Origin of the sequence: Pseudomonas fluorescens (assembly GCF_001708445.1) — a bacterium.
Classification (GTDB): Bacteria; Pseudomonadota; Gammaproteobacteria; order Pseudomonadales; family Pseudomonadaceae; genus Aquipseudomonas; species Aquipseudomonas gorinensis.
In genome coordinates this window covers 3,715,745-3,738,548 of sequence record NZ_CP015637.1, presented here as the reverse complement: position 1 = coordinate 3,738,548, position 22,804 = coordinate 3,715,745, and the positions used below count along the sequence as shown (strand labels likewise).

General features: G+C 61.2%; 23 protein-coding genes. 10 read left to right on the top strand and 13 right to left on the bottom strand.

Translation table 11 applies throughout. From position 1 onward, the window contains the following. Positions 1-7: 7 nt before the first annotated feature. The gene (locus A7317_RS16420) at positions 8-754 is read left to right on the top strand and encodes a creatininase family protein (RefSeq protein ID WP_024075965.1); all 747 of its coding nucleotides are present in this window, start codon (positions 8-10) and stop codon (positions 752-754) included. A gap of 67 nt (positions 755-821) precedes the next feature. On the opposite strand, the gene A7317_RS16415 is transcribed toward A7317_RS16420, so the two are convergent. Next, positions 822-1,163 (bottom strand): hypothetical protein, encoded by a 342-nt coding sequence (locus tag A7317_RS16415; RefSeq protein WP_024075966.1) that lies wholly within the window; start codon positions 1,161-1,163, stop codon positions 822-824. Between the two features lie 36 nt (positions 1,164-1,199). After that, positions 1,200-1,844 carry a hypothetical protein gene (locus A7317_RS16410; RefSeq protein ID WP_024075967.1) on the bottom strand — a complete coding sequence of 215 codons (645 nt, stop codon included), beginning with the start codon at positions 1,842-1,844 and terminating at the stop codon, positions 1,200-1,202. 134 nt (positions 1,845-1,978) lie between these two features. Between A7317_RS16410 and A7317_RS16405 the strand changes: the two genes are divergently transcribed. Beyond that, positions 1,979-2,245 carry a hypothetical protein gene (locus tag A7317_RS16405; protein WP_024075968.1) on the top strand — a complete coding sequence of 89 codons (267 nt, stop codon included), beginning with the start codon at positions 1,979-1,981 and terminating at the stop codon, positions 2,243-2,245. Here the strand turns inward: A7317_RS16405 and yfcF are convergent. Together yfcF and A7317_RS16395 are read right to left on the bottom strand one after the other, a co-directional pair. Then, positions 2,220-2,852, bottom strand: a complete 633-nt coding sequence (yfcF, locus tag A7317_RS16400) for a glutathione transferase (protein WP_069076337.1) — start codon at positions 2,850-2,852, stop codon at positions 2,220-2,222. The genes A7317_RS16405 and yfcF overlap by 26 nt on opposite strands. A gap of 112 nt (positions 2,853-2,964) precedes the next feature. Then, a complete protein-coding gene (locus tag A7317_RS16395) occupies positions 2,965-3,501 on the bottom strand; it encodes a DUF924 family protein (protein WP_069077419.1) in 537 nt (178 codons plus the stop codon). A 162-nt stretch (positions 3,502-3,663) separates the two neighbouring features. Here A7317_RS16395 and A7317_RS16390 point away from each other — a divergent pair, with 162 nt between their 5' ends. Next, on the top strand, positions 3,664-4,818 hold the full coding sequence (locus tag A7317_RS16390; protein ID WP_069076336.1) for a DUF1624 domain-containing protein: 1,155 nt from the start codon (positions 3,664-3,666) through the stop codon (positions 4,816-4,818). Between the two features lie 213 nt (positions 4,819-5,031). On the opposite strand, the gene metE is transcribed toward A7317_RS16390, so the two are convergent. The 8 genes from metE to A7317_RS16350 all read right to left on the bottom strand — a co-directional run bounded on the left by metE (position 5,032) and on the right by A7317_RS16350 (position 14,562). Further along, the gene (gene metE / locus A7317_RS16385) at positions 5,032-7,320 is read right to left on the bottom strand and encodes a 5-methyltetrahydropteroyltriglutamate--homocysteine S-methyltransferase (RefSeq protein ID WP_069076335.1); all 2,289 of its coding nucleotides are present in this window, start codon (positions 7,318-7,320) and stop codon (positions 5,032-5,034) included. Positions 7,321-7,594: 274 nt separating this feature from the next. Next, positions 7,595-8,914, bottom strand: coding sequence for an OprD family porin (locus tag A7317_RS16380; RefSeq protein ID WP_069077418.1), 1,320 nt, complete (start codon positions 8,912-8,914; stop codon positions 7,595-7,597). 158 nt (positions 8,915-9,072) lie between these two features. After that, the gene (locus A7317_RS16375; protein WP_024075974.1) at positions 9,073-9,906 is read right to left on the bottom strand and encodes a phosphodiesterase; all 834 of its coding nucleotides are present in this window, start codon (positions 9,904-9,906) and stop codon (positions 9,073-9,075) included. A 10-nt stretch (positions 9,907-9,916) separates the two neighbouring features. After that, a complete protein-coding gene (locus A7317_RS16370; RefSeq protein WP_069076333.1) occupies positions 9,917-10,948 on the bottom strand; it encodes an ABC transporter ATP-binding protein in 1,032 nt (343 codons plus the stop codon). Then, complete coding sequence (locus A7317_RS16365; protein ID WP_024075976.1) at positions 10,945-11,739, bottom strand: ABC transporter permease; 795 nt, start codon at positions 11,737-11,739, stop codon at positions 10,945-10,947. The genes A7317_RS16370 and A7317_RS16365 overlap by 4 nt, the downstream gene beginning before the upstream one ends. Next, entirely contained in the window at positions 11,736-12,554 is an 819-nt protein-coding gene (locus A7317_RS16360) for an ABC transporter permease (protein WP_069076332.1), read from the bottom strand. Before A7317_RS16360 ends, A7317_RS16365 begins: the two co-directional genes overlap by 4 nt. After that, on the bottom strand, positions 12,555-13,559 hold the full coding sequence (locus A7317_RS16355) for an ABC transporter substrate-binding protein (RefSeq protein WP_069076331.1): 1,005 nt from the start codon (positions 13,557-13,559) through the stop codon (positions 12,555-12,557). Further along, on the bottom strand, positions 13,543-14,562 hold the full coding sequence (locus tag A7317_RS16350) for a LacI family DNA-binding transcriptional regulator (protein ID WP_024075979.1): 1,020 nt from the start codon (positions 14,560-14,562) through the stop codon (positions 13,543-13,545). Before A7317_RS16350 ends, A7317_RS16355 begins: the two co-directional genes overlap by 17 nt. A gap of 354 nt (positions 14,563-14,916) precedes the next feature. On the opposite strand from A7317_RS16350, the gene A7317_RS16345 reads away from it, so the two are divergent. Both A7317_RS16345 and A7317_RS16340 read left to right on the top strand, forming a co-directional pair. Beyond that, positions 14,917-16,014, top strand: a complete 1,098-nt coding sequence (locus A7317_RS16345) for a carboxynorspermidine decarboxylase (RefSeq protein ID WP_069076330.1) — start codon at positions 14,917-14,919, stop codon at positions 16,012-16,014. Between the two features lie 28 nt (positions 16,015-16,042). Further along, the gene (locus A7317_RS16340; protein ID WP_024075981.1) at positions 16,043-17,287 is read left to right on the top strand and encodes a saccharopine dehydrogenase family protein; all 1,245 of its coding nucleotides are present in this window, start codon (positions 16,043-16,045) and stop codon (positions 17,285-17,287) included. A gap of 131 nt (positions 17,288-17,418) precedes the next feature. Here A7317_RS16340 and A7317_RS16335 read toward each other — a convergent pair whose 3' ends face one another. Beyond that, positions 17,419-18,198 (bottom strand): IclR family transcriptional regulator, encoded by a 780-nt coding sequence (locus A7317_RS16335; protein ID WP_069076329.1) that lies wholly within the window; start codon positions 18,196-18,198, stop codon positions 17,419-17,421. A 216-nt stretch (positions 18,199-18,414) separates the two neighbouring features. On the opposite strand from A7317_RS16335, the gene A7317_RS16330 reads away from it, so the two are divergent. The 5 genes from A7317_RS16330 (at position 18,415) to mddA (ending at position 22,776) form a co-directional block, all read left to right on the top strand. Beyond that, on the top strand, positions 18,415-19,197 hold the full coding sequence (locus A7317_RS16330; RefSeq protein WP_069076328.1) for an ABC transporter substrate-binding protein: 783 nt from the start codon (positions 18,415-18,417) through the stop codon (positions 19,195-19,197). Next, positions 19,194-19,862, top strand: coding sequence for an amino acid ABC transporter permease (locus A7317_RS16325; RefSeq protein WP_024075984.1), 669 nt, complete (start codon positions 19,194-19,196; stop codon positions 19,860-19,862). Before A7317_RS16330 ends, A7317_RS16325 begins: the two co-directional genes overlap by 4 nt. Next, on the top strand, positions 19,859-20,611 hold the full coding sequence (locus tag A7317_RS16320; protein ID WP_024075985.1) for an amino acid ABC transporter ATP-binding protein: 753 nt from the start codon (positions 19,859-19,861) through the stop codon (positions 20,609-20,611). Before A7317_RS16325 ends, A7317_RS16320 begins: the two co-directional genes overlap by 4 nt. Next, the gene (locus A7317_RS16315) at positions 20,608-21,876 is read left to right on the top strand and encodes an NAD(P)/FAD-dependent oxidoreductase (RefSeq protein WP_069076327.1); all 1,269 of its coding nucleotides are present in this window, start codon (positions 20,608-20,610) and stop codon (positions 21,874-21,876) included. The genes A7317_RS16320 and A7317_RS16315 overlap by 4 nt, the downstream gene beginning before the upstream one ends. A 132-nt stretch (positions 21,877-22,008) precedes the next feature. Further along, positions 22,009-22,776, top strand: coding sequence for a methanethiol S-methyltransferase (mddA, locus tag A7317_RS16310; protein WP_069076326.1), 768 nt, complete (start codon positions 22,009-22,011; stop codon positions 22,774-22,776). Positions 22,777-22,804: the final 28 nt, after the last annotated feature.

Here is a 22,804-nt window from a genome sequence, read left to right as displayed (position 1 = left end):
GCGTCGCATGCTGCTACATAAGTCCACCTGGATCGAGATCGAGCAGTTCCTGGAGCGCAGTCGCACGGTAGTGATCCCCATCGGCTCCAACGAGCAGCACGGCCCCACGGGCCTGCTCGGCACCGACTGGATGTGCCCGGAGATCATCGCCCATCAAGCGCAAGAGAACGCCGACATCCTGATCGGCCCGACCTTCAATATCGGCATGGCCCAGCACCACCTGGGCTTCCCCGGCACCATCTCTCTGCGCCCTTCCACCTTTATTGCCGCGATTGGCGACTGGGTGCGCTCGCTGGCCGGGCATGGTTTCGAGAAGATCCTGTTCCTCAACGGCCACGGCGGCAATATCGCCACGATTGAAGCGGCCTTTTCCGAGCTGTACGCCGAAGCCAGCTACGCCCGCCGCCCGGCCGGGTTCGCGCTGAAGCTGGTGAACTGGTGGGACCTGGAAGGCGTCAACGACCTGGCCCATCGGCAGTTCCCGGTAGGTCATGGCAGCCATGCCACGCCGTCGGAAATTGCGGTGACGCAGTGGGCTTATCCGGAGTCGATCAAGACTGCCGCGTATTCGCCGCAGATCGCCAATACCGGGCCGATCCGTGAAGCCCTGGACTTCCGCGCCCGCTTCCCCGACGGGCGCATGGGTTCCGACCCGGCCCTGGCGACGGTGGAGAAAGGCGCAGAATTGGTGGCGTTGGCGGCTCAAGGGCTGGTCAAGACGGTCGACAGCTTCAGCCACGAAGCAAAACCCTAGGCGTTACATCAATCAGACTGCGGGAGGGGGCAACCCCCTCCCACGCAAGGTCTTGCGTGATCAGTGATTACTGGCATTCCTTGGCGGCCAGTTCGAGGCGCGAAGGGGTGATGGTCGACGCCAACGGCTTGCGCTCATACAGGAACACCTTGGTGCTGTCCTGGGACTTGTAGGCTTCCAGCACATCATCGGCGGCGATCTTGCTGGTCAGCACCACCTTGGCGTGGCGCGAGTTCTGCGTCACGGTCGAGGTGATGTCGTGCTTTTCAAGCTTGGGCAATACGCATTGCACATAGCCTTCGGGGGTTTTGGCGGTTTGCAGGGTCAAGCTCGGCGAATTCGGCGCGGAGACACAACCGGCCAGCAACAAAGAAGCGACAGCCAGAACCGGTACAAAAAAAGAGCGCATACAAAATCCTGAAAAATAGAAAAGGAAAAATTTACATCAACCTGCTTGGACCAGCGCCTTGAGCGATGCATCAAACTGCTTCAAGGCATCTTGTTGCACATCTCGCTGCTGCTCGATCTGCGCCGCAATCTCCGGCGCGGCCTTGTCATGCACCCACACCGACGGCACTTGCTTGTGCACCGAACCTTCGGCCTTGGCGATGTATTGCAGGTTCGCATCATAGAACCGCGCAATAAACCGCGCCTCGACCTGGTCGTTTTGCTGGGTCAGCAACTGGTTATGGGTATCGAGCATCACCACGACATCAGGATGAGCCTGCACCAAGGCATCCAGGCTGTCGTAGAACGTCACCGACAGGAAGGTACCTTGCAGCGAGTTCATCAACCAGTCGATCGCCAGTTCAGGGTCGGAGCTGTTAACGAACGCCTCGCGGATACGTGCATCAAGGCTGCCCTTGGCACCGTTCATGGCCATCGTGTGGTAGCGCTCAAGGTAGTTGAGGTTGTCGAGCGTATTTTCGCTGTACAACACCCCAACCGACTGCGTGCGGCGCAGAGAGTCTACGCTAGCGTCGATAGGTAGCAAATGGCTGCTACGCAGGTCATCGGCAATTGCCGGGGTGGTCATGCCCACAACCCCCAGCATCAGGGTCATCATAGCCAGCTGGATAAACGTCCTCATCGCGCGATTTCCTTGAACGGCGTGTCGATGGGGATGATTTTCCGCTTTTCATGAAAAAACAGAACTTGCGATCTTCGATGGTGACTATCATCTGAACCGATAGTGCTGAACATAAAATTTATAAGGACCATGCCATGAAGCCCCACCAGAAAACCTTCGACCGGATCCGCGATGCCGTATTGCCGGAGTTTCGCGATCGGGTCGCCGATTACCTGGTTGACTATGAACAGGTGCTGCAGGACCCGATGGCCGACCCGGACCACGTCTATGCCAGTGCCCAGCAGCTACGCGGTTACCTGCGCGGCTTGAACACCACGCGGGTCCTGGGCATGGCCGATTGGGAAGAGTTGGACCGCCGCGTGGCGCAGGAATGGCCTAAAGCACGGGTCTTGGCAGATTGACCCAGGCTTGCACCGAGGGGCGCTGCCACTGGCGCCGGGCATAGTCCACCAACTCGGCAGGTACGCTGTCACCGTTGAGGATCAGGCGGTTGAGCATCACTGCAAGGTCTACGTCGGCAATCGACCACTCCCCGAACAAGTACGGCGGGTTCCCCGCCAACAACACCTGCGCCGCGTCGATCAACTTGCGCGCGGCGGCTTCGGCCGGCGCTGACAACGGCGGCATCGCTTGCCCGTAGAACACCACCAGCGTCGAACGCTCCTGGCGAATCGGCAGCAAATCGCTGCGCAACCACGCCTGCACCTGCCGCGCCCTCGCCCGCTGCTTGGGATCAGCCGGGTAGACCGGCGTCTCGGGGTAAGCCTGCTCCAGGTACTCGCTGATCGCGGACGATTCCGACAAGGCAAAGTCGCCCTCCACCAGGGTCGGCACCCGTTGGGTCACAGACAACTGGGCAAAGTCCTCCGCCTGGTTGTGCCCGGCGTCCAGGTCGAGGGTGACCATGTCGAAGGCCAGGTCTTTTTCGCGCAGGGTGACAAACACCGACATCGCATAGGGGCTGGTGAACAGCGAATCAACGTAAAGACGCAACGGACCTTGGCTCATGGGACGATCTCCTTGGATGAGCCCCCACGCTACGAGATGCGCCGCCATAAAGACAATGCAGGGTTTTTATGGGGGCATTCCCGACAGGAATAACAGCGCGACGGGCCGTCGATCAGCCGGCGAAACCACCGGCCTTGAGGAAGGCGTGCTCCGCGTCGGTGGTCTGCCTGGCCAGCACGTCATTGCGATGGGGAAAGCGCCCGAACCGCTCGATGATGGCGGCGTGCTCCTTGGCCCAGCGATAGGTGTTGGCATCCAGTGCCTGGTTCAGGGCCAGGGAGCGTTGCTGATCCTGCGGGTTTTCCGAGTGTTCAAACGGCAAGTAGCAGAACGCCCGCAACGCGGGTTCGATCAATTGATCCAGCCCCGTGTCGACGATGCGCTGGGCATACAGGCGCGCCAACGGGTCGGTGGCGAACATATGCGCGGTTCCCCGAAAGGCATTGCGCGGGTATTGATCGAGCAGGATCAGCAAGGCCAGGCCGCCCTCCGCTGTGTCCAGCCAGCCTTCCAGCTCGCGCCGGGCGGCTTGCAGGTGGGTGGCGCGGAACGTGTCGCCAAAGCGGGCATCGAAGGCCGCGTCCTTGGCGAACCAGCGCTTGGGGCCGGCTTGCTGCCAGAAAGCGATGACGGATTGCGGGGTGTGGATTACCGCGTTGTTGCGAGTACTCACGTTCAGCCTCTCCCTTGCTTGTGTGCCTCACAGTGAACCAGAAGGACTGCGTGGCTGAAACCTTAACCGTCAGCAGCGCAGGCATTTGCGTTATAGGATAACATCCAGTTTTTTCGCCCGGCCCTGTGATTTCTGCTTATGACCGACACTGTTCCCCTGCGCCAACGCCTGCTCTCCATAGACGCCCTGCGCGGCCTGGTGATCCTGTTCATGCTCCTCGACCACGTACGCGAAACCTTCCTGTTGCACCGCCAAGTCACCGACCCGATGAGCCTCGACAGCACCGAGCCTGCACTGTTCGCGAGCCGCACCCTCGCCCATCTGTGTGCGCCGGTGTTCGTACTGCTCACCGGGCTGTCCGCCTGGTTGTACGGTCAGAAATACACGGGCCGTCGCGATGTGTCAGCGTTCCTGTTCAAGCGTGGGCTGTTCCTCGTGGTGCTGGAATTTACCCTGGTCAACTTCGCCTGGACCTTCCAACTGCTGCCCAGCGTGATCTATCTGCAGGTGATCTGGGCGATCGGCATCAGCATGATCGCCCTCGCCGTGCTGGTCTGGTTGCCGCGCCCGCTGTTGATCGCGCTGGCGCTGGTGATCATCGGCGGGCATAACCTGCTGGATGGGCTGCACTTCGATCCAGGCTCGGCGCTGCATGTTCCGTGGACGATCCTGCATGAGCGCAGTTGGATTGAAGTGTCCGACACCCTGCGCCTGCGCACGACCTACCCGGTGCTGCCGTGGATCGGTGTGATTGCCCTGGGTTACGGCCTGGGCCCGTGGTTTGCCAATACCGCATTGCCGGCCGTGCGCCAGCGCCATTTGCTGTTCGGCGGTGTGGGTGCGCTGGCGGGGTTCGTGCTGTTGCGTGCGCTCAATGGCTATGGCGAAAAGCCCTGGCAGGTGTATGACAGCGGCATGCAGACGCTGATGAGCTTTTTCAACGTGACCAAGTACCCACCTTCGCTGCTGTTCCTGGCGTTGACGTTGGGGGTTGGGCTGTTGCTGTTGCTGGCGTTTGAACGCGCAGGGCATCGACGCTGGATCAGCGTGTTAGCGGTGTTTGGTTGCGTGCCGATGTTCTTTTATCTGCTGCATCTTTATGTGCTGAAAGTGCTGTATGTCGCCTGTGTGGCGCTGTTTGGCTTGAACCATGGCAACTACTTCGGTTTCGACAGTATCGGTGCGGTGTGGCTGATGGCGTTGGTGCTGCCCCTGGCGCTCTACCCGCCCGTGCACTGGTTCGCCAGGCTCAAGGCCCGGCGCCGCGACCTGGCGTGGCTCAAATACCTCTGACCTAGTACAGACTGAATGTGATGCCAGTCAGTTACGCGTACATGGCCTTTTGTAGGAGCGAGCTCGCTCGCGAAAAACATCAACGATAACGCGTGTTCCCTGAATCAACGCGGCGCCTGTGAGTTTTTCGCGAGCAAGCTCGCTCCTACAAAAAAGCCTTTGGGCAAGCCCGCTCGCCACAGGTTACTTGTGCCCTTTCTGTTTTGTAAGGTTTTAAGCCAACTCAGCCCGTAGCTGGCGAGCCGCGGTGACCATATGAATCAACGCCGCTTCCGTCTCCGGCCAACCCCGTGTCTTCAACCCGCAATCCGGGTTCACCCACAAGCGCTCGGCCGGAATGCGCTGGGCCGCCTTGCGCAGCAGGTTGGCCATTTCCGAGGCATCCGGCACCCTTGGCGAGTGGATGTCGTAGACGCCTGGGCCGATGTCGTTAGGGTAGGCGAAGGCTTCGAACGCATGCAGCAGTTCCATGTCCGAGCGTGAGGTTTCGATGGTGATCACGTCGGCATCCATCGCCGCGATGGACTCGATCACATCGTTGAACTCGCTGTAGCACATATGGGTATGGATCTGGGTTTCATCGCGCACGCCCGAGGCGCACAGGCGGAACACTTCGGTGGCCCAGTCCAGGTAAGGCTGCCACTGCGCACGGCGCAACGGCAGGCCTTCACGGAACGCCGCTTCGTCAATCTGCACGATCTGGATGCCAGCGGCTTCCAGGTCCAGCACTTCATCACGAATCGCCAACGCCAGTTGCCGAGCCTGCACTTCGCGGCTCACGTCCTCGCGCGGGAAGGACCACATCAGCATGGTCACCGGGCCAGTCAGCATGCCCTTCATCACCTTGTGGGTCAGGCCCTGGGCGTAGCGGATCCACTCCACCGTCATCGCCTTCGGACGGCTCAGGTCACCGAAGATCACCGCCGGTTTTACGCAGCGCGAACCGTAGCTCTGGACCCAGCCGAAGCGTGTGAACACGTAGCCGTCCAGTTGCTCGGCGAAATACTCGACCATGTCGTTACGCTCGGCTTCACCGTGTACCAGCACGTCCAGGCCGAGGTTTTCCTGGACCTCGACGGCATGCTTGATCTCGCTGTGCATCGCTTCGACGTATTCGGCTTCGCTCAGCTTGCCTTGCTTGTAGGACTGGCGCGCCAGGCGGATCGACGCGGTTTGCGGGAACGAACCGATGGTGGTGGTGGGGAACAGCGGCAGGTTGAGGCGCGCGCGCTGTTTGTCGATACGCTGGGCAAACGGCGACTGACGTTGGCTGTCCTGGGCGGTGATCGCTGCCACGCGAGCTTGCACGGCGGGCTTGTGAATACGCCGCGAGGTCGCTCGGGCAGCCTGTACGGCGCGGCTTTGCGCCAGGGCGGCGAGCACATCGGGGGCTTCGGGTTCGTTCACCGCGCGGGCCAGTACCGCGACTTCGGCACACTTCTGCACGGCGAAGGCCAGCCAGCTTTTCAACTCGGCATCCAATTGGTCTTCGCGGCCCACATCCACGGGGCTGTGCAACAGCGAACAGGACGGCGCCACCCACAGGCGATCGCCGAGTTTTTCATGGGCATGCTGCAAGGTCGCCAGGGCTTTCTCCAGGTCGCAGCGCCAGACATTGCGGCCATTGACCACCCCCAGGGACAACACCTTATAGGCCGGCAGGCGATCGAGGATGGTCGGGTACTGGTCCGGCGCACGTACCAGGTCGATATGTAAACCGTCGACCGGCAGGCTAGCCGCCAGGCCAAGGTTCTCTTCCAGGCCGCCGAAATAGGTGGCCACCAGCTTTTTCAGCGGGTCGCGCTGGATCAGGTTATAGGCGCGCTCAAATGCGTTTTTCCAGGCCTGTGGCAGGTCGAGGACCAGGATCGGCTCATCGATCTGCACCCACTCCACGCCCAACTCCGCCAGGCGCTGGAAGATCTGGCCGTACAACGGAAGCAGGCGCTCGAGCAGGTCGAGCTTGTCGAAGTCACCGCCCTTGGCCTTGCCCAGCCACAGGTAAGTCAACGGGCCGATCACCACCGGCTTGACCGTATGGCCCAGCTCACGGGCTTCCTGCACTTCCTCGAACAGCTGGTCCCAGCCGAGGTGGAACTGCTGGTCAACGCTGAACTCGGGTACCAGGTAGTGGTAATTGGTGTCGAACCACTTGGTCATTTCCTGGGCGTGTGCACCCCCACAACAGCTGTCGCTGACGCCACGGGCCATGCCGAACAGGGTGTGCAGGGTGGCCTGGCCATCGGCGGGACGGAAACGCTCGGGGATCACGCCGAACATCAGCGAGTGGGTCAGCACCTGGTCGTACCAGGCGAAATCGCCGGCGGGCAACAGGTCAATACCGGCCTGCTGTTGCAACGCCCAATGGGTCTTGCGCAGCTCACGGCCGACAGCCCGCAGGCCAGCTTCGTCGAGTTCGCCCTTCCAGAACGCTTCCTGCGCTTTTTTCAGTTCACGATCGCGTCCAATGCGCGGAAATCCGAGGGAATGAGCGACTGCCATGACTTACAACTCCACTGTAGGTATTAATGGCAGCCATTGTCGGTAGACGGAGATAGTGAAACAAACTCATTTTATTCCTGATGATCACAAGATTCACTCATGTTAATGCGACCATGCCACACTCGTGGCGCCGGGCAGCCTGAACATCCCCCCTTGTAGGAGCGAGCTTGCTCGCGAAGAACGCCAACGATCACGCGGGCTGCGTGACGGTACGCGGCGCACTTAGGTTTTTCGCGCGCAAGCTCGCTCCTACAGGGGGGATCCGCTCGGCCGGTTACATCAACGGAATCGAGTAATTCACAAACACCCGGTTCTGATCCTGGTCCCGCGCGACCTCGCTGCGCGACACGCCGTTGCGCCAGCCGAACCCGACGTTCTTGAAGGTGCCGCCCTGCACCACGTAGTCCAGGCCGATATCCCGTTCCCACTCGCTGGCGTTATTGCCGCTGGCGGTGAGGATATGGTCACCTTTCAAATACATCATCGACGCCTTCAAACCCGGCACGCCCAGCGCTGTAAAGTCATAGGCATACTGGGCGAAGGCGGTGCGTTCGCCGGCCTGGATAAAGGTCTGCACCGTACGGTCGGTGTAGAGGTACAGGCTCGAACCGCCCTCCCCTTTGCTCGCCAGGCCGCCTTGGTTGAGTTGGGCAAAGTTGCTGTCATCGGACACTTGCTGGTAACCCGCGGTAATCGCATGCGGCCCCAGGGAGTAAATGAAGGCTGCACTCCAGGTGTTGTTGTCGATTTCACCGCTGCCGTTTTTGGTATAGCCGCTGAACTTGTAGCCTTCGGCACGCCCCGCGGCGCTGCTGTTTTTGCCGTCCGAGGTGGTCTTGAAGTAACGCAGGTCGGTTTTCAATGAGCCGTAGTCACCCAACGGCAACACGTGGATCAACCCGGCGAAGTGTTGCTGGTAATAGTCTTCGAGGTTGGCGTAGTAGTACTGGACCATCAGGTCCTTGGTCAGTTGGTAGTCCGCACCGGCGTAGGTGAATTTATTGCTTTCGCGGGTGCCGCCGGCTGCTGCCAGGCCACTGCTGTCGCTGGAGCCGCGCCCCGTGGCGTGCTGGAGCTGGCCGCCGATCAACGTCAGGTTGTCGATGTCTTTGCTGGTCACCTGGCCGCCTTCGAACGATTGCGGTAAGAGGCGGCCGTCGTTGCTCACCAGGATCGGCAGGTTCGGGCGCAGGTAGCCGTAACGCGCTTCGGTCTTGGCGAAACGCGCCTTCGCGGTGGCACCGCCACGGGCCCAATTGTCGGCGGCCTTGCCGTCATCGTTGGGGATCATCGAACTGCCCACATGGCGACCGGCGCCGCTGTCGAGGGTCACGCCGAGCATGCCGATGGCGTCCAGGCCAAAGCCGACGGTGCCGTCGGTAAAACCCGACTGGTAATTGAGGATAAACGCCTGGCCCCACTCTTCGGTCTTCGACGGTGCCGCCGTGCCGTCGCGGTTGTCGTTGTTGAAGTAGAAGTTACGCATACTCAAGTTGGCTTGGCTGTCGCTCAAAAAGTCAGCAGACGCCAAGGGGCTCAGGGCAATACCCAGGCCACCGGTCAATACACTCAATACATTCAACGTGGCTTTCATCAGGACGAACTCCGGCGCGGAATCCAAGTTCCGGGCGCAAAAAATGGGCAGCAGGATGCCGTCGGCCAAACGTGACATTGGCCGGGGCGTTAACGGTTATTCAGTTGCTTAGTGCTTAGTTAGTTACCTGGTTGAGTGAAGTGAAACCTCCGTAAACCTCAGTCAATCAATCCATGAGCGTCATAGAACGGATACGGCCCCGGGTAATCCCCGAACACGCCGTTGTGGCTGATCAAGCCGTGTTGCGCATCCCAGCGATGCAACAAATACCCCGCCGGTTCCAGGTTGAAATGCGCGGGCGCGGCGTCTTGCAGGTCCAGCACGATCTGATGGGAGGTGCCGGGACACACACAACTCAAGCTGCCGCCAAAGCGCCGCTGCATCGGCCGGTGCAGGTGCCCGCACAACAGGCGTTCCACTTGCGGGTGGCGCGCCACGACGCGCTCCAGCGCGGCGGCGTTGATAAAGGGTTCGCGGTCCATATGGCCGATGCCGCTGACAAACGGCGGATGGTGCAGGATCAGCAACGTCGGCGTGTCAGGACGTCGCGCCAGTTGCTCATCCAGCCACTGCAATTGGCTGTCCAGGAGCTGGCCGCCATGCCCACCGGGGATAGTCGAGTCCAGGCCGATGAGGCGCAGCGGATGCTCGTCCACCACCCAGTCCAACGGCTGCTCTGCCGACAAAGGCAAATAGGCATGATCGCGGAATGCGTCGAGCAACGGCCCGCGGGTGTCGTGGTTGCCCGGCACCAGGTAGCACGGCATGTGCAGGCGCGCGAGTTCAGGGTGCAGCACGGCGTATTCATCGGCGCGGCCGAAGTCCACCAGGTCACCGCTGACCACCACAATGTCGGGCCGTGGGTGGCTGGCGTTCAAATGGTCGACGGCACGGCGCAGTGCGCCCAGGGTATCGACAACCCCATAGGTCAGGCGCTGGCCGGCTTTAAGGTGCAGATCGCTGATCTGTGCAACAAGAAACGGACGCTTCAAAAGTCGACTCTCACGCATTCAGGGTAAACAACATGTGCGGCGCAACGGCCAAGGCAATCGGCGCGCCGACGACATGCAGCTGGTTGTCGCTGCTGTCCACCAGCAGCGGTTGCAGGCCACCCACATCCACCAGCAGGCGGCTCTGGGCGCCCTGGAAGAACTGCGCGAGCAGATGCCCGTGCAGGTGCCCTTCGCTCTCCATCACCCGTAGGTGTTCGGGGCGGCAGTACACCGTATTGGGCATGTCGGCGGCCCGCCACGGCAGCTCGCCGCCGCAGACTTTCAGGCCATGGGCGGTTCGCGAGGTGACGGCAAAGGCATTGAGGTTGCCGACAAAACCGGCGACGAACGCATTGGCCGGTTTCTGGTAGATCTCCCGTGGGCTGGCCAGTTGCGCGACACGGCCGTGCTCCATCACCAGGATACGATCGCCCAGGGCCATGGCTTCGCCCTGGTCGTGGGTGACAAATACCGAGGTGATACCAAGGCCGCGCAGCAGCTCATTCAGCTCGCTGCGCAGGCGCTCGCGCAACTGCGCATCCAGGGCCGCCAGCGGTTCATCCAGCAACAGCACTTTGGGGCGTGGCGCCAAGGCACGGGCCAAGGCCACGCGTTGACGCTGGCCACCGGACAATTCGTGGATACTGCGTTTGCCGTGATTTTGCAGGCCCACCAGCTCGAGCAATTCCTCGCAGCGCTTATTGCGCGCCAGTGACGACATGCCGCGAATCTTCAAGCCGTAGACGATATTCCCCGCCACATCCAAGTTGGGAAACAGCGCGTAATTCTGGAACACCATGCCCACATCGCGGCGCTCAATGGGCAGGCGGGTGACGTCCTGGTCGCCGAACAACACCTGGCCCACATCCGGGCGTTCCAGGCCGGCGATCAGGCGCAAGGTGGTGGTTTTGCCACAGCCCGACGGGCCGAGAATCGCCAGGGTTTCACCGCCTTCGACGGTCAGGTCCAAGTCATGCACCGCCACGGTGCCGTCGGCGAAAGCCTTACGGCAGCCCTTGAGACGAATAGTGATAGCAGTCATCGACGCTCTCCACGGGACAGACGCGCACTGATGGCCTGCAACGCAATCAACAGCGGCACGATCATCAGCAAAAAGATAAGGGTGTAGGCGCTGGCGATTTCCAGGCGCGCCGAAGCGTAGCTGTCGGCCAGGCCCACCGGCAGGGTCTTGGTCATCGGTGTATGGAGCATCCAGGTCAGGTTGAATTCGCCCAGCGACAAGGTCACGACCATCAGCACGCCCGCCAGAATCCCTGCCCGGCAGTTGGGCACTACCACGCTGAAAAAGCGCTTGATCGGCCCGGCGCCGAGGCTGGCCGCGGCCTCTTCCAGCACCGGCAGTTGCTGGCGTTGCATCACCGCCATCACCGGGCGTACCAGGAACGGCAAGGTAAACAGCACATGGCCAACCAGGATGAACAGCCAGCTGCTACGAAAGCCGCCGAACTGGCCATAGGTCAGCAGCAAGGCCAACGCACTGGCCAGGCCCGGCATGGCCACCGGCAGCACCATCAGTTCCTCGAAGGCGCGGCTGAAACGGTTGTTCATGCGTACCAAGGCATAGGCCGCCGGTACGCCGATCACACACACGCACACTGCGCATGCCACGGCCAATTGCAGCGACAGCCATACGGTGGGCGAATAGGCCTGCCACACCTGGATCAACCAGTCGAAGGTCAGGCCGCTGGACAGGCCGACAAAGAAATTGCGCGTCAACCCAGCCAGCAATGACATCAGCACCGGCACCAACATGAAGGCGCACACCAGCAAAGTGAACAGCAGTTGAATCACAAACAGCGATGAGCGCTTCACAGGACCGTCCCCGCGTTTTTCACCAGGCGTCGCGTCAGCAACAGGACCGCCCAGGTCACCGCACCGAGCACCACCGACAGCGCGGCGGCCACGGCGAAGTTGGCATAGTTGGTGAACACGTTGTAGATCGCCACCGGGGTGACATTCAGGCGTGTGCCCAAGGTGAACGCAGTGCCGAAGGCGCCCATGGAGGTGGCGAAACAGATCGCCCCACACGACGCCAGCGCCGGCGCCAGGCCCGGTACGATCACGTCGCACACCACGCGCCAGTGCCCGGCCCCCAGGGAATGTGCGGCTTCCTCCAGGCTGCGGTCGAGGCTTTCGCACGCCGCCATCACCGTGAGGATCACCCGCGGGATCGAAAAGTACAGATAGCCGACAAACAGCCCGGCCAGCGAGTAGGCAAAGATCCAGCGTTCACCGGCCAGTTGCAGGCCCAAAGAGGCCAGCAACCCCTGGCGCCCGGCCAACAGGATCACCAGGAAGCCCACCACCACGCCCGGAAACGCCAGTGGAAACGTCAACAACGCCACCAGCGCCGAGCGACCGAAAAAACGCTGGCGCGCCAGGAAGACGCCGCTGATGCCGCCAATCAACAACGCCACCAGTGTCACGAAAACAGCAAGCGCGCAGGTTTGCGCCAGGCTGCCCAAATACTGCGAACTGCTCAGTACCTGCCAATAACCACTGCCATGGCTGTCACGGCTCTCGGCGCCGAGCACCATCAAGTGCGCCAACGGCAACAGCCAGAACGCGAGCAGCACTGCAAAGGCCGGGGCCAGCGCCCAGGCTGCATGTTTTGCCGATGCGGCCACTTACTTGACCTCGTTCAGATAACGGGCGGCAAAGGCTTCCTGCACAGCGGCCATTTTTTGGTAATCCACCACACCGGCACGCGCATAGTCACTGTCAGGCAGGAACTGGGCGGCGACCTCGGCGGGCATCTTCATCGGCCGTACCGGGCGCAGGTAAGCCTTGGCCCAGAGTGCCTGGCCTTCGTCAGACAGCACGAAGTCGAGGACCTTTTCAGCGTTGGCGCGATGGGGCGCGTTGGCGACCAGGCTCATCACATAGGGCACGCTGATGCTGCCTTCCTGCGGGATCACGAAGGCGACGTTGGCCTTGTCCTTGTAGCGGGCGCGGTAGGCGTTGAAGTCGTAGTCCACCAGGATCGGCAACTCGCCGGACAGCACCCGCGCATAGGCAGTTTGCTTGGGCACGATGGGGGCGTTTTTCGCCAGTTTCTGGAAGTAGTCGATGGCCGGGGCGAAGTTATCCAGGTCGCCGCCCAGGGCGCGGTTGATCGCCACGGCGGATACATAGCCGACAAACGCGCTGGATGGATCGAGGTAACCGACCATGCCTTTGTATTGCGGCTTGAGCAGGTCTGCCCAGCTTTGCGGCACCGGCAGGCCGCCCAATGCATCGACGTTGACCATGATGCCCAAGGTGCCGGAGTGGATCGCGAACCAGTGGCCGGCGGGGTCTTTCAGGCCGGCGGGAATCTGCTCCCAGCCCTTGGGCTTGTAGGTGTCGACCACTTCGGCCTTTTGCGCTTGCAGGCCGAAGGTCACGCCGTAATACACCACGTCGGCGACCGGCGCGGCCTTTTCGGCGACCAGTTGCGCCAGGGATTGGCCGGAGTTCTTGTTGTCCAGGGGCACTTGCACCCCGGTACTGGCGGCGATGGCCTTGAGTTGCGTGCCCCAGTCGGCCCAGTCCGGCGGGCAGTTGTAGCAAATCGCGGTATCGGCGGCCTGGGCCAGGCTGGCCACACCGCACAGCAGCACAGCTGCCAGGGTTTTACTGAATGCGCGCATCAAGAGTCTCCTCATGGGGTTGAGTGCTTTCGCCCGGCCGGACATGGCAAGGCAGGCAATGGGAAATCGGGGCATTGCCAGCGATCTGCGCCAGCAGTTGATCAATCACGGTGCTGGCCAGCAGTGCGATGGGCTGCACCACACTGCACAGGGTCGGGTGCATCTGGGTGCCGAGGGCAATGCCGTCGAACCCCATCACGGACAGTTGCTCGGGCACATTCCAGCCGTTGCGACGCAGTTCGGCGATCAGGCTGATCGCCAGGAAATCGTTGGAGCACACCAACGCAGTCGGCGCCTCGGGGCCGCGCAGGAACGGCTCGATCGCGGCGAACTCGGCCTGGGTGTGCGCCGGCATTTCGATCACTGCGCGGCTTTTGAGGGCGTATTCCTTCATCGCATCGCAATACCCGGCGTAGCGCAGGCGTGCGCGGTCGGACTGCAAGGCGGGGCCGGCGACCATGCTGATGCGTCGATGGCCGGCCTCCAGCAGGTAGCGCGTGGCCAGGGCCATGCCCGCGCGGTTGTCCACCGATACGGCGCTGTAGTTAGGGTTGCTCGGTTGGTGATAGGCCAGCACGAACGGGGTTTTTTCGGTATTCAGGCTGCTGAGCACGCTGTTGCTTTCGGCATCGGTGACCGTCAGCACCAGGCCATCGACGCGCTGGCGCAGCAACTCCTCCACCACAATGCATTCGCGCTCGCTGCTGTAGTCGGTGGTCGCCAGCACCAGGCTGTAGCCACGCAACCGCGCAGCACGTTCCATGGCCTGGAACTGTTCGGCGAACACCGGATTGAGCAGGTTGGGCACCACCACGCCGATCAACTGGGTGGTTTGCAGGCGCAGTTGGCGGCCCAGCAAGTTGGGCCGAAACCCCAACTCACGGGCGGCGGCGAACACTTGTTCACGGGTCGCCGGGCGCACCTGGTCAGGGGAGGCAAAGGTGCGGGCGGCGGTCGCGCGGGATACGCCAGCCAGCCGCGCAACGTCTTTCAGGTCAGTCATGTTCACTCGCTTGAGATCGATCTCATTGGCGAGGACAGTAACGGTGGAATGTGGCAGGAAGGTGGTGGGGAGATGACAGTTTGATGGCAGTGAAGCACTGTCACATAGGCCAACATGTGGGAGGGGCTTGCCCCCGATAGTGGTGGATCAATGAAGAATAGGCTGGCTGAAGCACCGCCATCGGGGGCAAGCCCCCTCCCACATTAGCGCGGTGTCCATGCATAGATAGTCATACTCAGTGGTTAGGATCGTAAAGCTGGCGCAGCGAAATCCGCCGGCTAACCTTTCGATTCGATCCAAGTGCGGGCACAATGCGTGTCCTTTTTTGGCAGGCACCGCCGCAGGCTCTCAAAAATGATCAAAACGCCGTACTACCTCATCGATAAACAGAAGCTTCTGGTCAACATGCAGAAGATCGCTTACGTGCGCGAGCAGTCCGGCGCCAAGGCCCTGCTGGCGCTCAAGTGCTTTGCCACCTGGTCGGTGTTCGACCTGATGCAGGAATACATGGACGGCACCACCTCGTCGTCGCTGTACGAGTTGAAGCTCGGTCGCCAGAAGTTCGAAGGTGAGGCACACGCCTACAGCGTGGCCTGGGCCGACGATGAAATCGAAGAGATGCTGGTCAACTGCGACAAGATCATCTTCAACTCCATCAGCCAGCTGCAACGTTTTGCCGAGCGCTCCGAGGGCAAGACCCGTGGCCTGCGCGTCAACCCGCAGGTGAGCAGCTCCGACTACCTGCTGGCCGACCCGGCGCGCCCGTTCAGCCGCCTGGGCGAATGGGACCCGGTGAAGATCGAAGGCGTGATCGAGCAGATCTCCGGCTTCATGTTCCACAACAACTGCGAGAACGGCGACTTCAACCTGTTCGACCAGATGCTGAACACCATCGAAGAACGCTTCGGCGCGCTGCTGCACAAGGTCAACTGGGTCAGCCTCGGCGGCGGCATCCACTTCACCGGTGAAGGCTATGCCATCGACGCCTTCTGCCAGCGCCTCAAGGCGTTCTCGCAGAAGTACGACGTGCAGGTCTACCTGGAGCCCGGCGAAGCCGCGATCACTAACAGCGCTTCGCTGGAAGTCACGGTGCTCGACACCCTCTACAACGGCAAGCACCTCGCCGTGGTCGACAGCTCCATCGAAGCCCACCTGCTGGACCTGCTGATCTACCGCCTCAACGCCAAGCTGGCGCCAAGCGCGGGTGAACACACCTACATGGTGTGCGGCAAATCCTGCCTGGCCGGGGACATCTTTGGCGAGTATCAATTCGATCGTCCGCTGGCCATCGGCGATCGGCTGTCGTTCATCGACACCGCGGGCTACACCATGGTCAAGAAAAACTGGTTCAACGGCCTGAAAATGCCGTCCATCGTAGTGAAACAACTCGACGGTACAGTCGAGGTGGTTCGTGAATTTGGTTACGACGACTACCTGTCCAGCCTTTCGTAAGCTGGCGGATAAAGGAGAGATAAAGCAATTGAAAAAGAACGTTCTTATCATTGGTGCAGGAGGTGTCGCCAAGGTGGTGGCCCACAAGTGCGCGCAGCACAACGACGAACTCGGTCGTATTGCTATCGCGTCGCGCAACATCTCCAAATGCCAGGCCATCATCGACAGCGTCAAGGCCAAGGGTAGCCTCAAGGTACCCGCCGATATCCAAGCCTTCGCGCTGAACGCCCTGGACGTGGAAGCGACCAAGGCCCTGATCCGCGAGACCGAATCGCAGATCGTCATCAACGTAGGTTCCGCGTTCCTCAACATGTCGGTACTGCGTGCCTGCATCGACACGGGCGTCGCGTACCTCGACACCGCCATCCACGAAGAGCCGGGCAAGGTCTGCGAGACCCCGCCGTGGTACGGCAACTACGAATGGAACCACCTGGAAGAGTGCAAACAGAAGAACATCACCGCCATCCTTGGCGTGGGCTTCGACCCGGGTGTCGTCAACGCGTACGCCGCGCTGGCGCAGCAACAGCATTTCGACCGCATTGATTCGATCGACATTCTCGACGTCAATGCCGGCTCCCATGGCAAATACTTCGCCACCAATTTCGATCCGGAAATCAACTTCCGCGAATTCACCGGACAGGTGTGGAGCTGGCAGAACAGCCAGTGGACCAGCAACACCATGTTCGAAGTCAAGCGCACCGACGACCTGCCGGTGGTCGGCTCGCAGAACCTCTACCTGACCGGCCACGATGAAGTGCACTCGCTGTCGAAAAACCTCGACGTGCCCAACGTGCGTTTCTGGATGAGCTTCGGCGAGCACTACATCAACGTATTCACCGTGCTGAACAACCTCGGCCTGCTTTCCGAAAAGCCGGTGAAAACCGCCGAAGGCCTGGAAGTGGTGCCGTTGAAAGTGGTCAAGGCCGTACTGCCCGACCCGTCCTCCCTCGCCCCCGGCTACACCGGCAAGACCTGCATCGGTGACCTGGTCAAAGGCACCAAGGATGGCCAGCCGCGCGAAGTGTTCATCTACAACGTGGCGGATCACGAAGAAGCCTTTGCCGAGACTGACAGCCAGGGCATTTCCTACACCGCCGGCGTTCCACCGGTGGCTGCCGCCCTGTTGGTTGCCCGCGGTGAGTGGGATGTAAAGCGCATGGCCAACGTTGAGGAATTGCCAGCTGAGCCATTCCTCAAGGCGCTGGACGTGATGGGCTTGCCGACGCGGATCAAGGACGAGCACGGTGATCGGGCCTGGGATGCGATTGCCTGATAGGCGATAGCAGACCGAACCAACATGTGGGAGGGGGCTTGCCCCGATAGCGGTAGATCAGTCACAGCTGTATTGACTGACACACTGTAATCGGGGCAAGCCCCCTCCCACATTGGGTTTCAGGGTGTCTGTTATTCCAGGTTCCGGGCTGAGTTGCTCAGTGCCCTTGAGCATTGCAACAGTGCCGGCGCCAATTGCTTCTCCGCATCCGCCCTGCTCCACCGACTGGTCGGCGCCACCACATGCACCGCTGCCACCGGGCGGCCATTCGCACCGAGCACTGGCGCGCCGATAGTCATGTCGCCCAGAAACAACTCCTGGCCATTCACTGCATAACCCTGCTCTCTCACCAGCTGCAACGAATCCAGAATCCTGTCGACCTCAGTCAATGTCTGGCTGGTGTGCGCAATGCGCTGGCTGTTCTCGATCAACGCCAACGCTTCCTCCTGCGGCAGCGCACTCAAATACGCCCGCCCCGATGCCGTGCAGTACATCGGCACCCGCGAGCCGATGGGCATATGCACCGGCACAAAGCCTGAACTGACGAAGCGCGCGATGTAGGTCATGTCGTAGCCCGCCGGCTCGGTGAGGCACGAGGTCTCGCCGGTCAAGCGCGTGAGTTCCGACAGAAACGGGTTGGCCACTTCGATCAGCGAATGCGCATCCAGATAACTGAAGCCCAACTCCAGCACCCGCGGGGTGAGTTGGTAATGCCGGGTGCGGGAGTGTTTCCGAAGGTAACCCAGGCTTTCGAGGGTAAACACCATGCGCTGGGCGGAGCTTTTGGTCATGCCGGCGGCGTCCGCCACCTCTGCAAGGCTCATGCTACGGCGCTGGGCGCTGAATGCCTTGAGCACCGACAGGCCTTTTTCCAGGGATTGGTTGTGCAAACTGTTGCGTTCTTCGGACATGGCGAACTCACGGGCGGGGTCAGTCAGACGTAGCGATATTTCTACCCTAAATTGCCAAAATAGACCATTAATAATCGCATACCGATACGAACAGTTCATTTTTTCTATTTTCTATAGCGACATACGATTTTTATTCATCGAAATGGCATAGAGCTTGCGGTTTCATCCGTAGCCGCTAGCGCTACTGACAATCCGTTTTCCTTATGGAGTAACCCGATGAACAGTCTTTCGCCCTTGTTTCGCCGCCTCGCCTTCGGTCTGTGCGCCACCCTATGCGTCGGCGTTGTGCACGCCGCCGGTGCGTCCTCGTACAAAGTCGGTGCAACGGCCAGCGGCTCGCCGTTTACCTTCCTCGATATCAAGAGCAACAGCATCCAGGGCGTGATGGTCGATGTGGCCGAGGCCGTGGGCAAGGCTGGCGGCTTTACCAGCCAGATCGAACAGACCAACTTCGCCGCGCTGATCCCCTCCCTCACGTCCGGCAAGCTCGACTTCATCTCCGCCGGCATGCTCAAGACCCAAGAGCGCACCAAGGTCGTCGACTTCAGCGCGCCGGTGTACGCCTACGGGGAAGGCCTGATCATCAGCGCCGAGGACAACGCCGCCTACCCGGACTTGATGCCACTCAAAGGCCAGGTGGTCGGCGTACAGGCCGGTACGATCTTCTATGACCAACTGAACAAGCTGGGCATCTTCAAGGAAATCCGCACCTATGACTCGATCGGCGAGATGGTCCGCGACCTGTCCCTGGGCCGTATCAAGGCAGCGGTCGGTGACCAACCCGTGGTCGCGTACCAGATCCGCCAGAAGCTGTTCAAAGGGGTAAAACTGGCCCCTGACTACACGCCCGCCAACGTCGGCGAAGTGTGCCTGGTGGTGCGCAAGGGCGACACCGAAACCCTCGCGCGCCTTAACACCGCCATCGCCAGCATCAAGGCCGACGGCACTCTGGACAACATCCTCAAGAAGTGGGGGCTTGATACCCAGGTGCGCCCATGAACCCGGCCGAATTCCTGCAGAACGCCCAGGACTTCCTGCCGATTTTGCTGCAGGGCGCCTGGGTAACGATCCAGATCACCGTACTGTCGTTCCTGCTCAGTAGCGCGATCGGCCTGGTGCTGGCGTTGCTCAAGTTGTCACCGATCCGCGTGCTGTCGTGGACCGCGAGCACCATCATCAATGTGATCCGTGGCCTGCCAATCATCGTGCAACTGTTCTACATCTACTTCGTGCTGCCGGACATGGGGGTGCACCTCACAGCGTTCTATGCCGGGGTGATCGGCATGGGCATCGCCTACTCGGCGTACCAGGCCGAGAACTTTCGCACCGGCATCATCGCCGTGGAACAGGGCCAGCGCGAAGCCGCCGAAGCGCTGGGCATGCGCTCAGCATTGATGATGCGCCGGGTGATCCTGCCCCAGGCGTTTCGCATCGCGCTGCCGCCCTACGGCAACACCCTGGTGATGATGCTCAAGGACTCGTCGCTGGTGTCGACCATCACCGTGGCCGAGATGACCCGCCAGGGCCAACTGATCGCCTCGTCGACCTTCCAGAACATGACCGTCTATACCCTGGTCGCCCTGCTCTACCTGCTGATGAGCCTGCCGCTGGTGTATGGCTTGCGTCGAATGGAACAGCACCTGGGCCGGAGGAAAAAAGCATGATCGAGATACGCCAACTGCAAAAACACTACGGCAGCCACCGCGTGCTGCACGGCGTGGACCTGGACGTGGCCAAGGGTGAAGTGGTGTGCCTGATCGGTCCGTCGGGCTCAGGAAAATCCACCCTGCTGCGCTGCATCAATGCGCTGGAAGCCTATGACGGCGGCCACATCAACGTGTTCGGCGAAACCGTGCAGCGCGCCAGTAAAACCGTTCACGCCCTGCGCAGCCGCATGGGCATGGTGTTCCAGCGCTTCAACCTGTTCCCCCATCGCACCGTGCTGGAAAACGTCATGGAAGGCCCGGTGTACGTCAAAGGCGAACCGCTCAAGCAGGCCCGCGAGGAAGCCCTGGTGCTGCTGGAAAAAGTCGGCCTGAGTGCCAAGGCCGACGCCTACCCGGAACAGCTCTCCGGCGGCCAGCAACAACGCGTGGCCATCGCCCGCGCCCTGGCGATGAAACCCGAAGCCATGCTGTTCGACGAACCCACCTCGGCCCTCGACCCGGAACTGGTGGGCGACGTGCTGGCGGTGATGCGCACCCTGGCCGATGAAGGCATGACCATGATTGTCGTCACTCACGAAATGGGCTTTGCACGGGAAGTGGCCGACCGCGTGTGCTTCCTGCATGGCGGCTACATCGTCGAAAGCGGCGCGGCCGAGCAAGTGCTGGGCAATCCGCAGCATCCACGTACCCAGGATTTCCTGCGGCGGGTGCTGCACCCCACTGGCGATACGCGGAGCCTGTCATGAAGTCATTGTGGTCGGCGACGGCGCCGTCGGTGATACCGACGCCTGCCCTGAGTGAATCGGTGAAGGTCGATGTGGCGATTGTCGGTGCTGGCTATACCGGGCTGTCGACGGCGCTGCATCTGGCCGAGCGCGGGGTCAGCGTGTGTGTACTGGAAGCTAACGAACCGGGCTGGGGGGCGTCCGGGCGCAACGGTGGGCAGGTCAACCCGACGCTCAAATACGACCCTGAACAACTGGTGCGGATGCTCGGGCCGGAGCGCGCCGAACCATTGATCTCGACCGTCTCGAACTCGGCGGACCTGGTGTTCAACCTGATCGAAAAGCACGGGATTGATTGCGCACCGGTACGCAAAGGCTGGATGCAGGTGTCATACAGCAAAAAAGGCGTCGCCGGGCTGCACGCACGGGCGGATCAGTGGGCCAGCCGGGGTGTCCCCGTGCAGCGCCTGAACGCGGCGGCAGTGGCTGCGCGCATGGGCAGCGAGGCGTTTGCCGGTGGCTGGCTGGACGGTCGCGCCGGGGCGCTTCAGCCGTTGGCGTATGCCCGTGGGCTGGTGGGCGCGGCGTCGGCGGCGGGTGTGCGCATTCATGGTCACAGCGCAGTGACGGCATTGCAGCGCCAGGGTGCTGGCTGGCACTTGCAAACCGCTGGTGGTGCGCAAGTGAGCGCCGACCAAGTGGTGCTGGCGACCAATGGCTACAGTGGCAACCTGTGGCCGGGCATGGCGCAGAGCATCCTGGCAGCGAACAGTTTTATCGTCGCCACCAAGCCGCTGAGCGGGCCCGCGGCCGAGAGTATCCTGCCGGGGCAGGAAACCGTGTCCACGGCGCAGCGCTTGCTGTTGTACTTTCGTAAAGACAGTCACGGCCGCTTACTGATGGGCGGGCGCGGGCTGTTCAACGATCCCTCCTCGCCTGCGGATTTCGCGCATCTGGAACGATCATTGGCGTTGCTGTTTCCGCAGTTGGGGCCGTTGGAATTCGAGTATCGCTGGGCCGGGCGAATCGCGATCACCCGGGATTTCATGCCCCACGTACACGAACCTGCGCCGGGGCTGACGTTGGCGCTGGGCTGCAACGGGCGGGGGATTGCGCTGTGTACCAGCCTGGGCCAGCAATTGGCGGGACGGTTATGTGACAGCAAGGCGGAGTTTGCCTACCCGGTGACGCCGTTGCAGCGCTTGCCGATGCATGGGTTGCAGCGGTTTTACATTGGTGCGGGGGTGGCTTGGTACAGCTTGTTGGATCGGCTCAATATCAGCTGAATCCTGCTGTCCGCAACGCCGAGAACTGTCAACTCTCACAGCTTACCGTGCACGCAAAACCCGCTAGGCTTAGCCATGGAGTGGCTGACCTGCGGGTTTGCTGCCCATTCATCCTGTGGGAAAGACACGCTCATGAACCTCGACAACAACCGCACCGCCCGTGCCATCGGATTGGTGTACAGCGCCTGTTGTTACGTGGTGTTCCTAATCACGTGCTTATATTTGATCGGCTTCGTCGGCAACGTGGCAGTGCCCAAGAACATCAACGATGGCCCCCTCGTCGCGTGGCCCGTCGCTGCGCTGATCAACTGCGCACTGATCCTGCTATTCGGCGTCCAGCACACGGTCATGGCACGTACAGGCTTCAAACAATGGCTGGCGGCAATCATCCCCACGTCGGTGGAGCGCTCCACGTATGTACTGCTCAGCAGCCTGGTGCTTGTGCTGATGTTCTGGCTGTGGCAACCGATGACGTTCACCGTTTGGAAGGTTGAAACGACGTGGGCCAAGGCCCTGTTGATTGGCCTGTTCTGGCTGGGCTGGGGCATCGCTTTACTGGCAACCTTTTTGATCGACCACTTCGAACTGTTCGGGCTCAAGCAAGTCATCGACCGTTGGCGCAAACCCACACCGCAGGCGCCAGTATTCAGGACGCCGCTGCTTTACAAGATCGTGCGCCACCCGCTGTATCTCGGTTTTCTGATCGCCTTTTGGGCAACGCCGTACATGACGTCTGGGCAGCTGCTATTCGCGATAGGGATGACGGTTTATGTCTTCATTGGCGCCAGCTTTGAAGAGAAGGACCTGGTGAGGTTGTTTGGTGAGCGGTATCGCCGGTATCAGCAGGAAGTGAGCATGATTTTGCCGTGGTCGAAGACACGCAAAAAAGACCCTGAATAGCCCTTTGTGGCGAGCGGGCTTGCCCCGC

Bases quoted from the DNA above. Each gene is read 5' to 3' on its own strand.
- A7317_RS16420 (WP_024075965.1), top strand. From the start codon at position 8: ATGCTGCTACATAAGTCCACCTGGATCGAGATCGAGCAGTTCCTGGAG.
- A7317_RS16415 (WP_024075966.1), bottom strand. From the start codon at position 1,163: ATGCGCTCTTTTTTTGTACCGGTTCTGGCTGTCGCTTCTTTGTTGCTG.
- A7317_RS16410 (WP_024075967.1), bottom strand. From the start codon at position 1,844: ATGAGGACGTTTATCCAGCTGGCTATGATGACCCTGATGCTGGGGGTT.
- A7317_RS16405 (WP_024075968.1), top strand. From the start codon at position 1,979: ATGAAGCCCCACCAGAAAACCTTCGACCGGATCCGCGATGCCGTATTG.
- yfcF (WP_069076337.1), bottom strand. From the start codon at position 2,852: ATGAGCCAAGGTCCGTTGCGTCTTTACGTTGATTCGCTGTTCACCAGC.
- A7317_RS16390 (WP_069076336.1), top strand. From the start codon at position 3,664: ATGACCGACACTGTTCCCCTGCGCCAACGCCTGCTCTCCATAGACGCC.
- metE (WP_069076335.1), bottom strand. From the start codon at position 7,320: ATGGCAGTCGCTCATTCCCTCGGATTTCCGCGCATTGGACGCGATCGT.
- A7317_RS16380 (WP_069077418.1), bottom strand. From the start codon at position 8,914: ATGAAAGCCACGTTGAATGTATTGAGTGTATTGACCGGTGGCCTGGGT.
- A7317_RS16370 (WP_069076333.1), bottom strand. From the start codon at position 10,948: ATGACTGCTATCACTATTCGTCTCAAGGGCTGCCGTAAGGCTTTCGCC.
- A7317_RS16355 (WP_069076331.1), bottom strand. From the start codon at position 13,559: ATGCGCGCATTCAGTAAAACCCTGGCAGCTGTGCTGCTGTGCGGTGTG.
- A7317_RS16350 (WP_024075979.1), bottom strand. From the start codon at position 14,562: ATGACTGACCTGAAAGACGTTGCGCGGCTGGCTGGCGTATCCCGCGCG.
- A7317_RS16345 (WP_069076330.1), top strand. From the start codon at position 14,917: ATGATCAAAACGCCGTACTACCTCATCGATAAACAGAAGCTTCTGGTC.
- A7317_RS16335 (WP_069076329.1), bottom strand. From the start codon at position 18,198: ATGTCCGAAGAACGCAACAGTTTGCACAACCAATCCCTGGAAAAAGGC.
- A7317_RS16330 (WP_069076328.1), top strand. From the start codon at position 18,415: ATGAACAGTCTTTCGCCCTTGTTTCGCCGCCTCGCCTTCGGTCTGTGC.
- A7317_RS16325 (WP_024075984.1), top strand. From the start codon at position 19,194: ATGAACCCGGCCGAATTCCTGCAGAACGCCCAGGACTTCCTGCCGATT.
- A7317_RS16320 (WP_024075985.1), top strand. From the start codon at position 19,859: ATGATCGAGATACGCCAACTGCAAAAACACTACGGCAGCCACCGCGTG.
- A7317_RS16315 (WP_069076327.1), top strand. From the start codon at position 20,608: ATGAAGTCATTGTGGTCGGCGACGGCGCCGTCGGTGATACCGACGCCT.
- mddA (WP_069076326.1), top strand. From the start codon at position 22,009: ATGAACCTCGACAACAACCGCACCGCCCGTGCCATCGGATTGGTGTAC.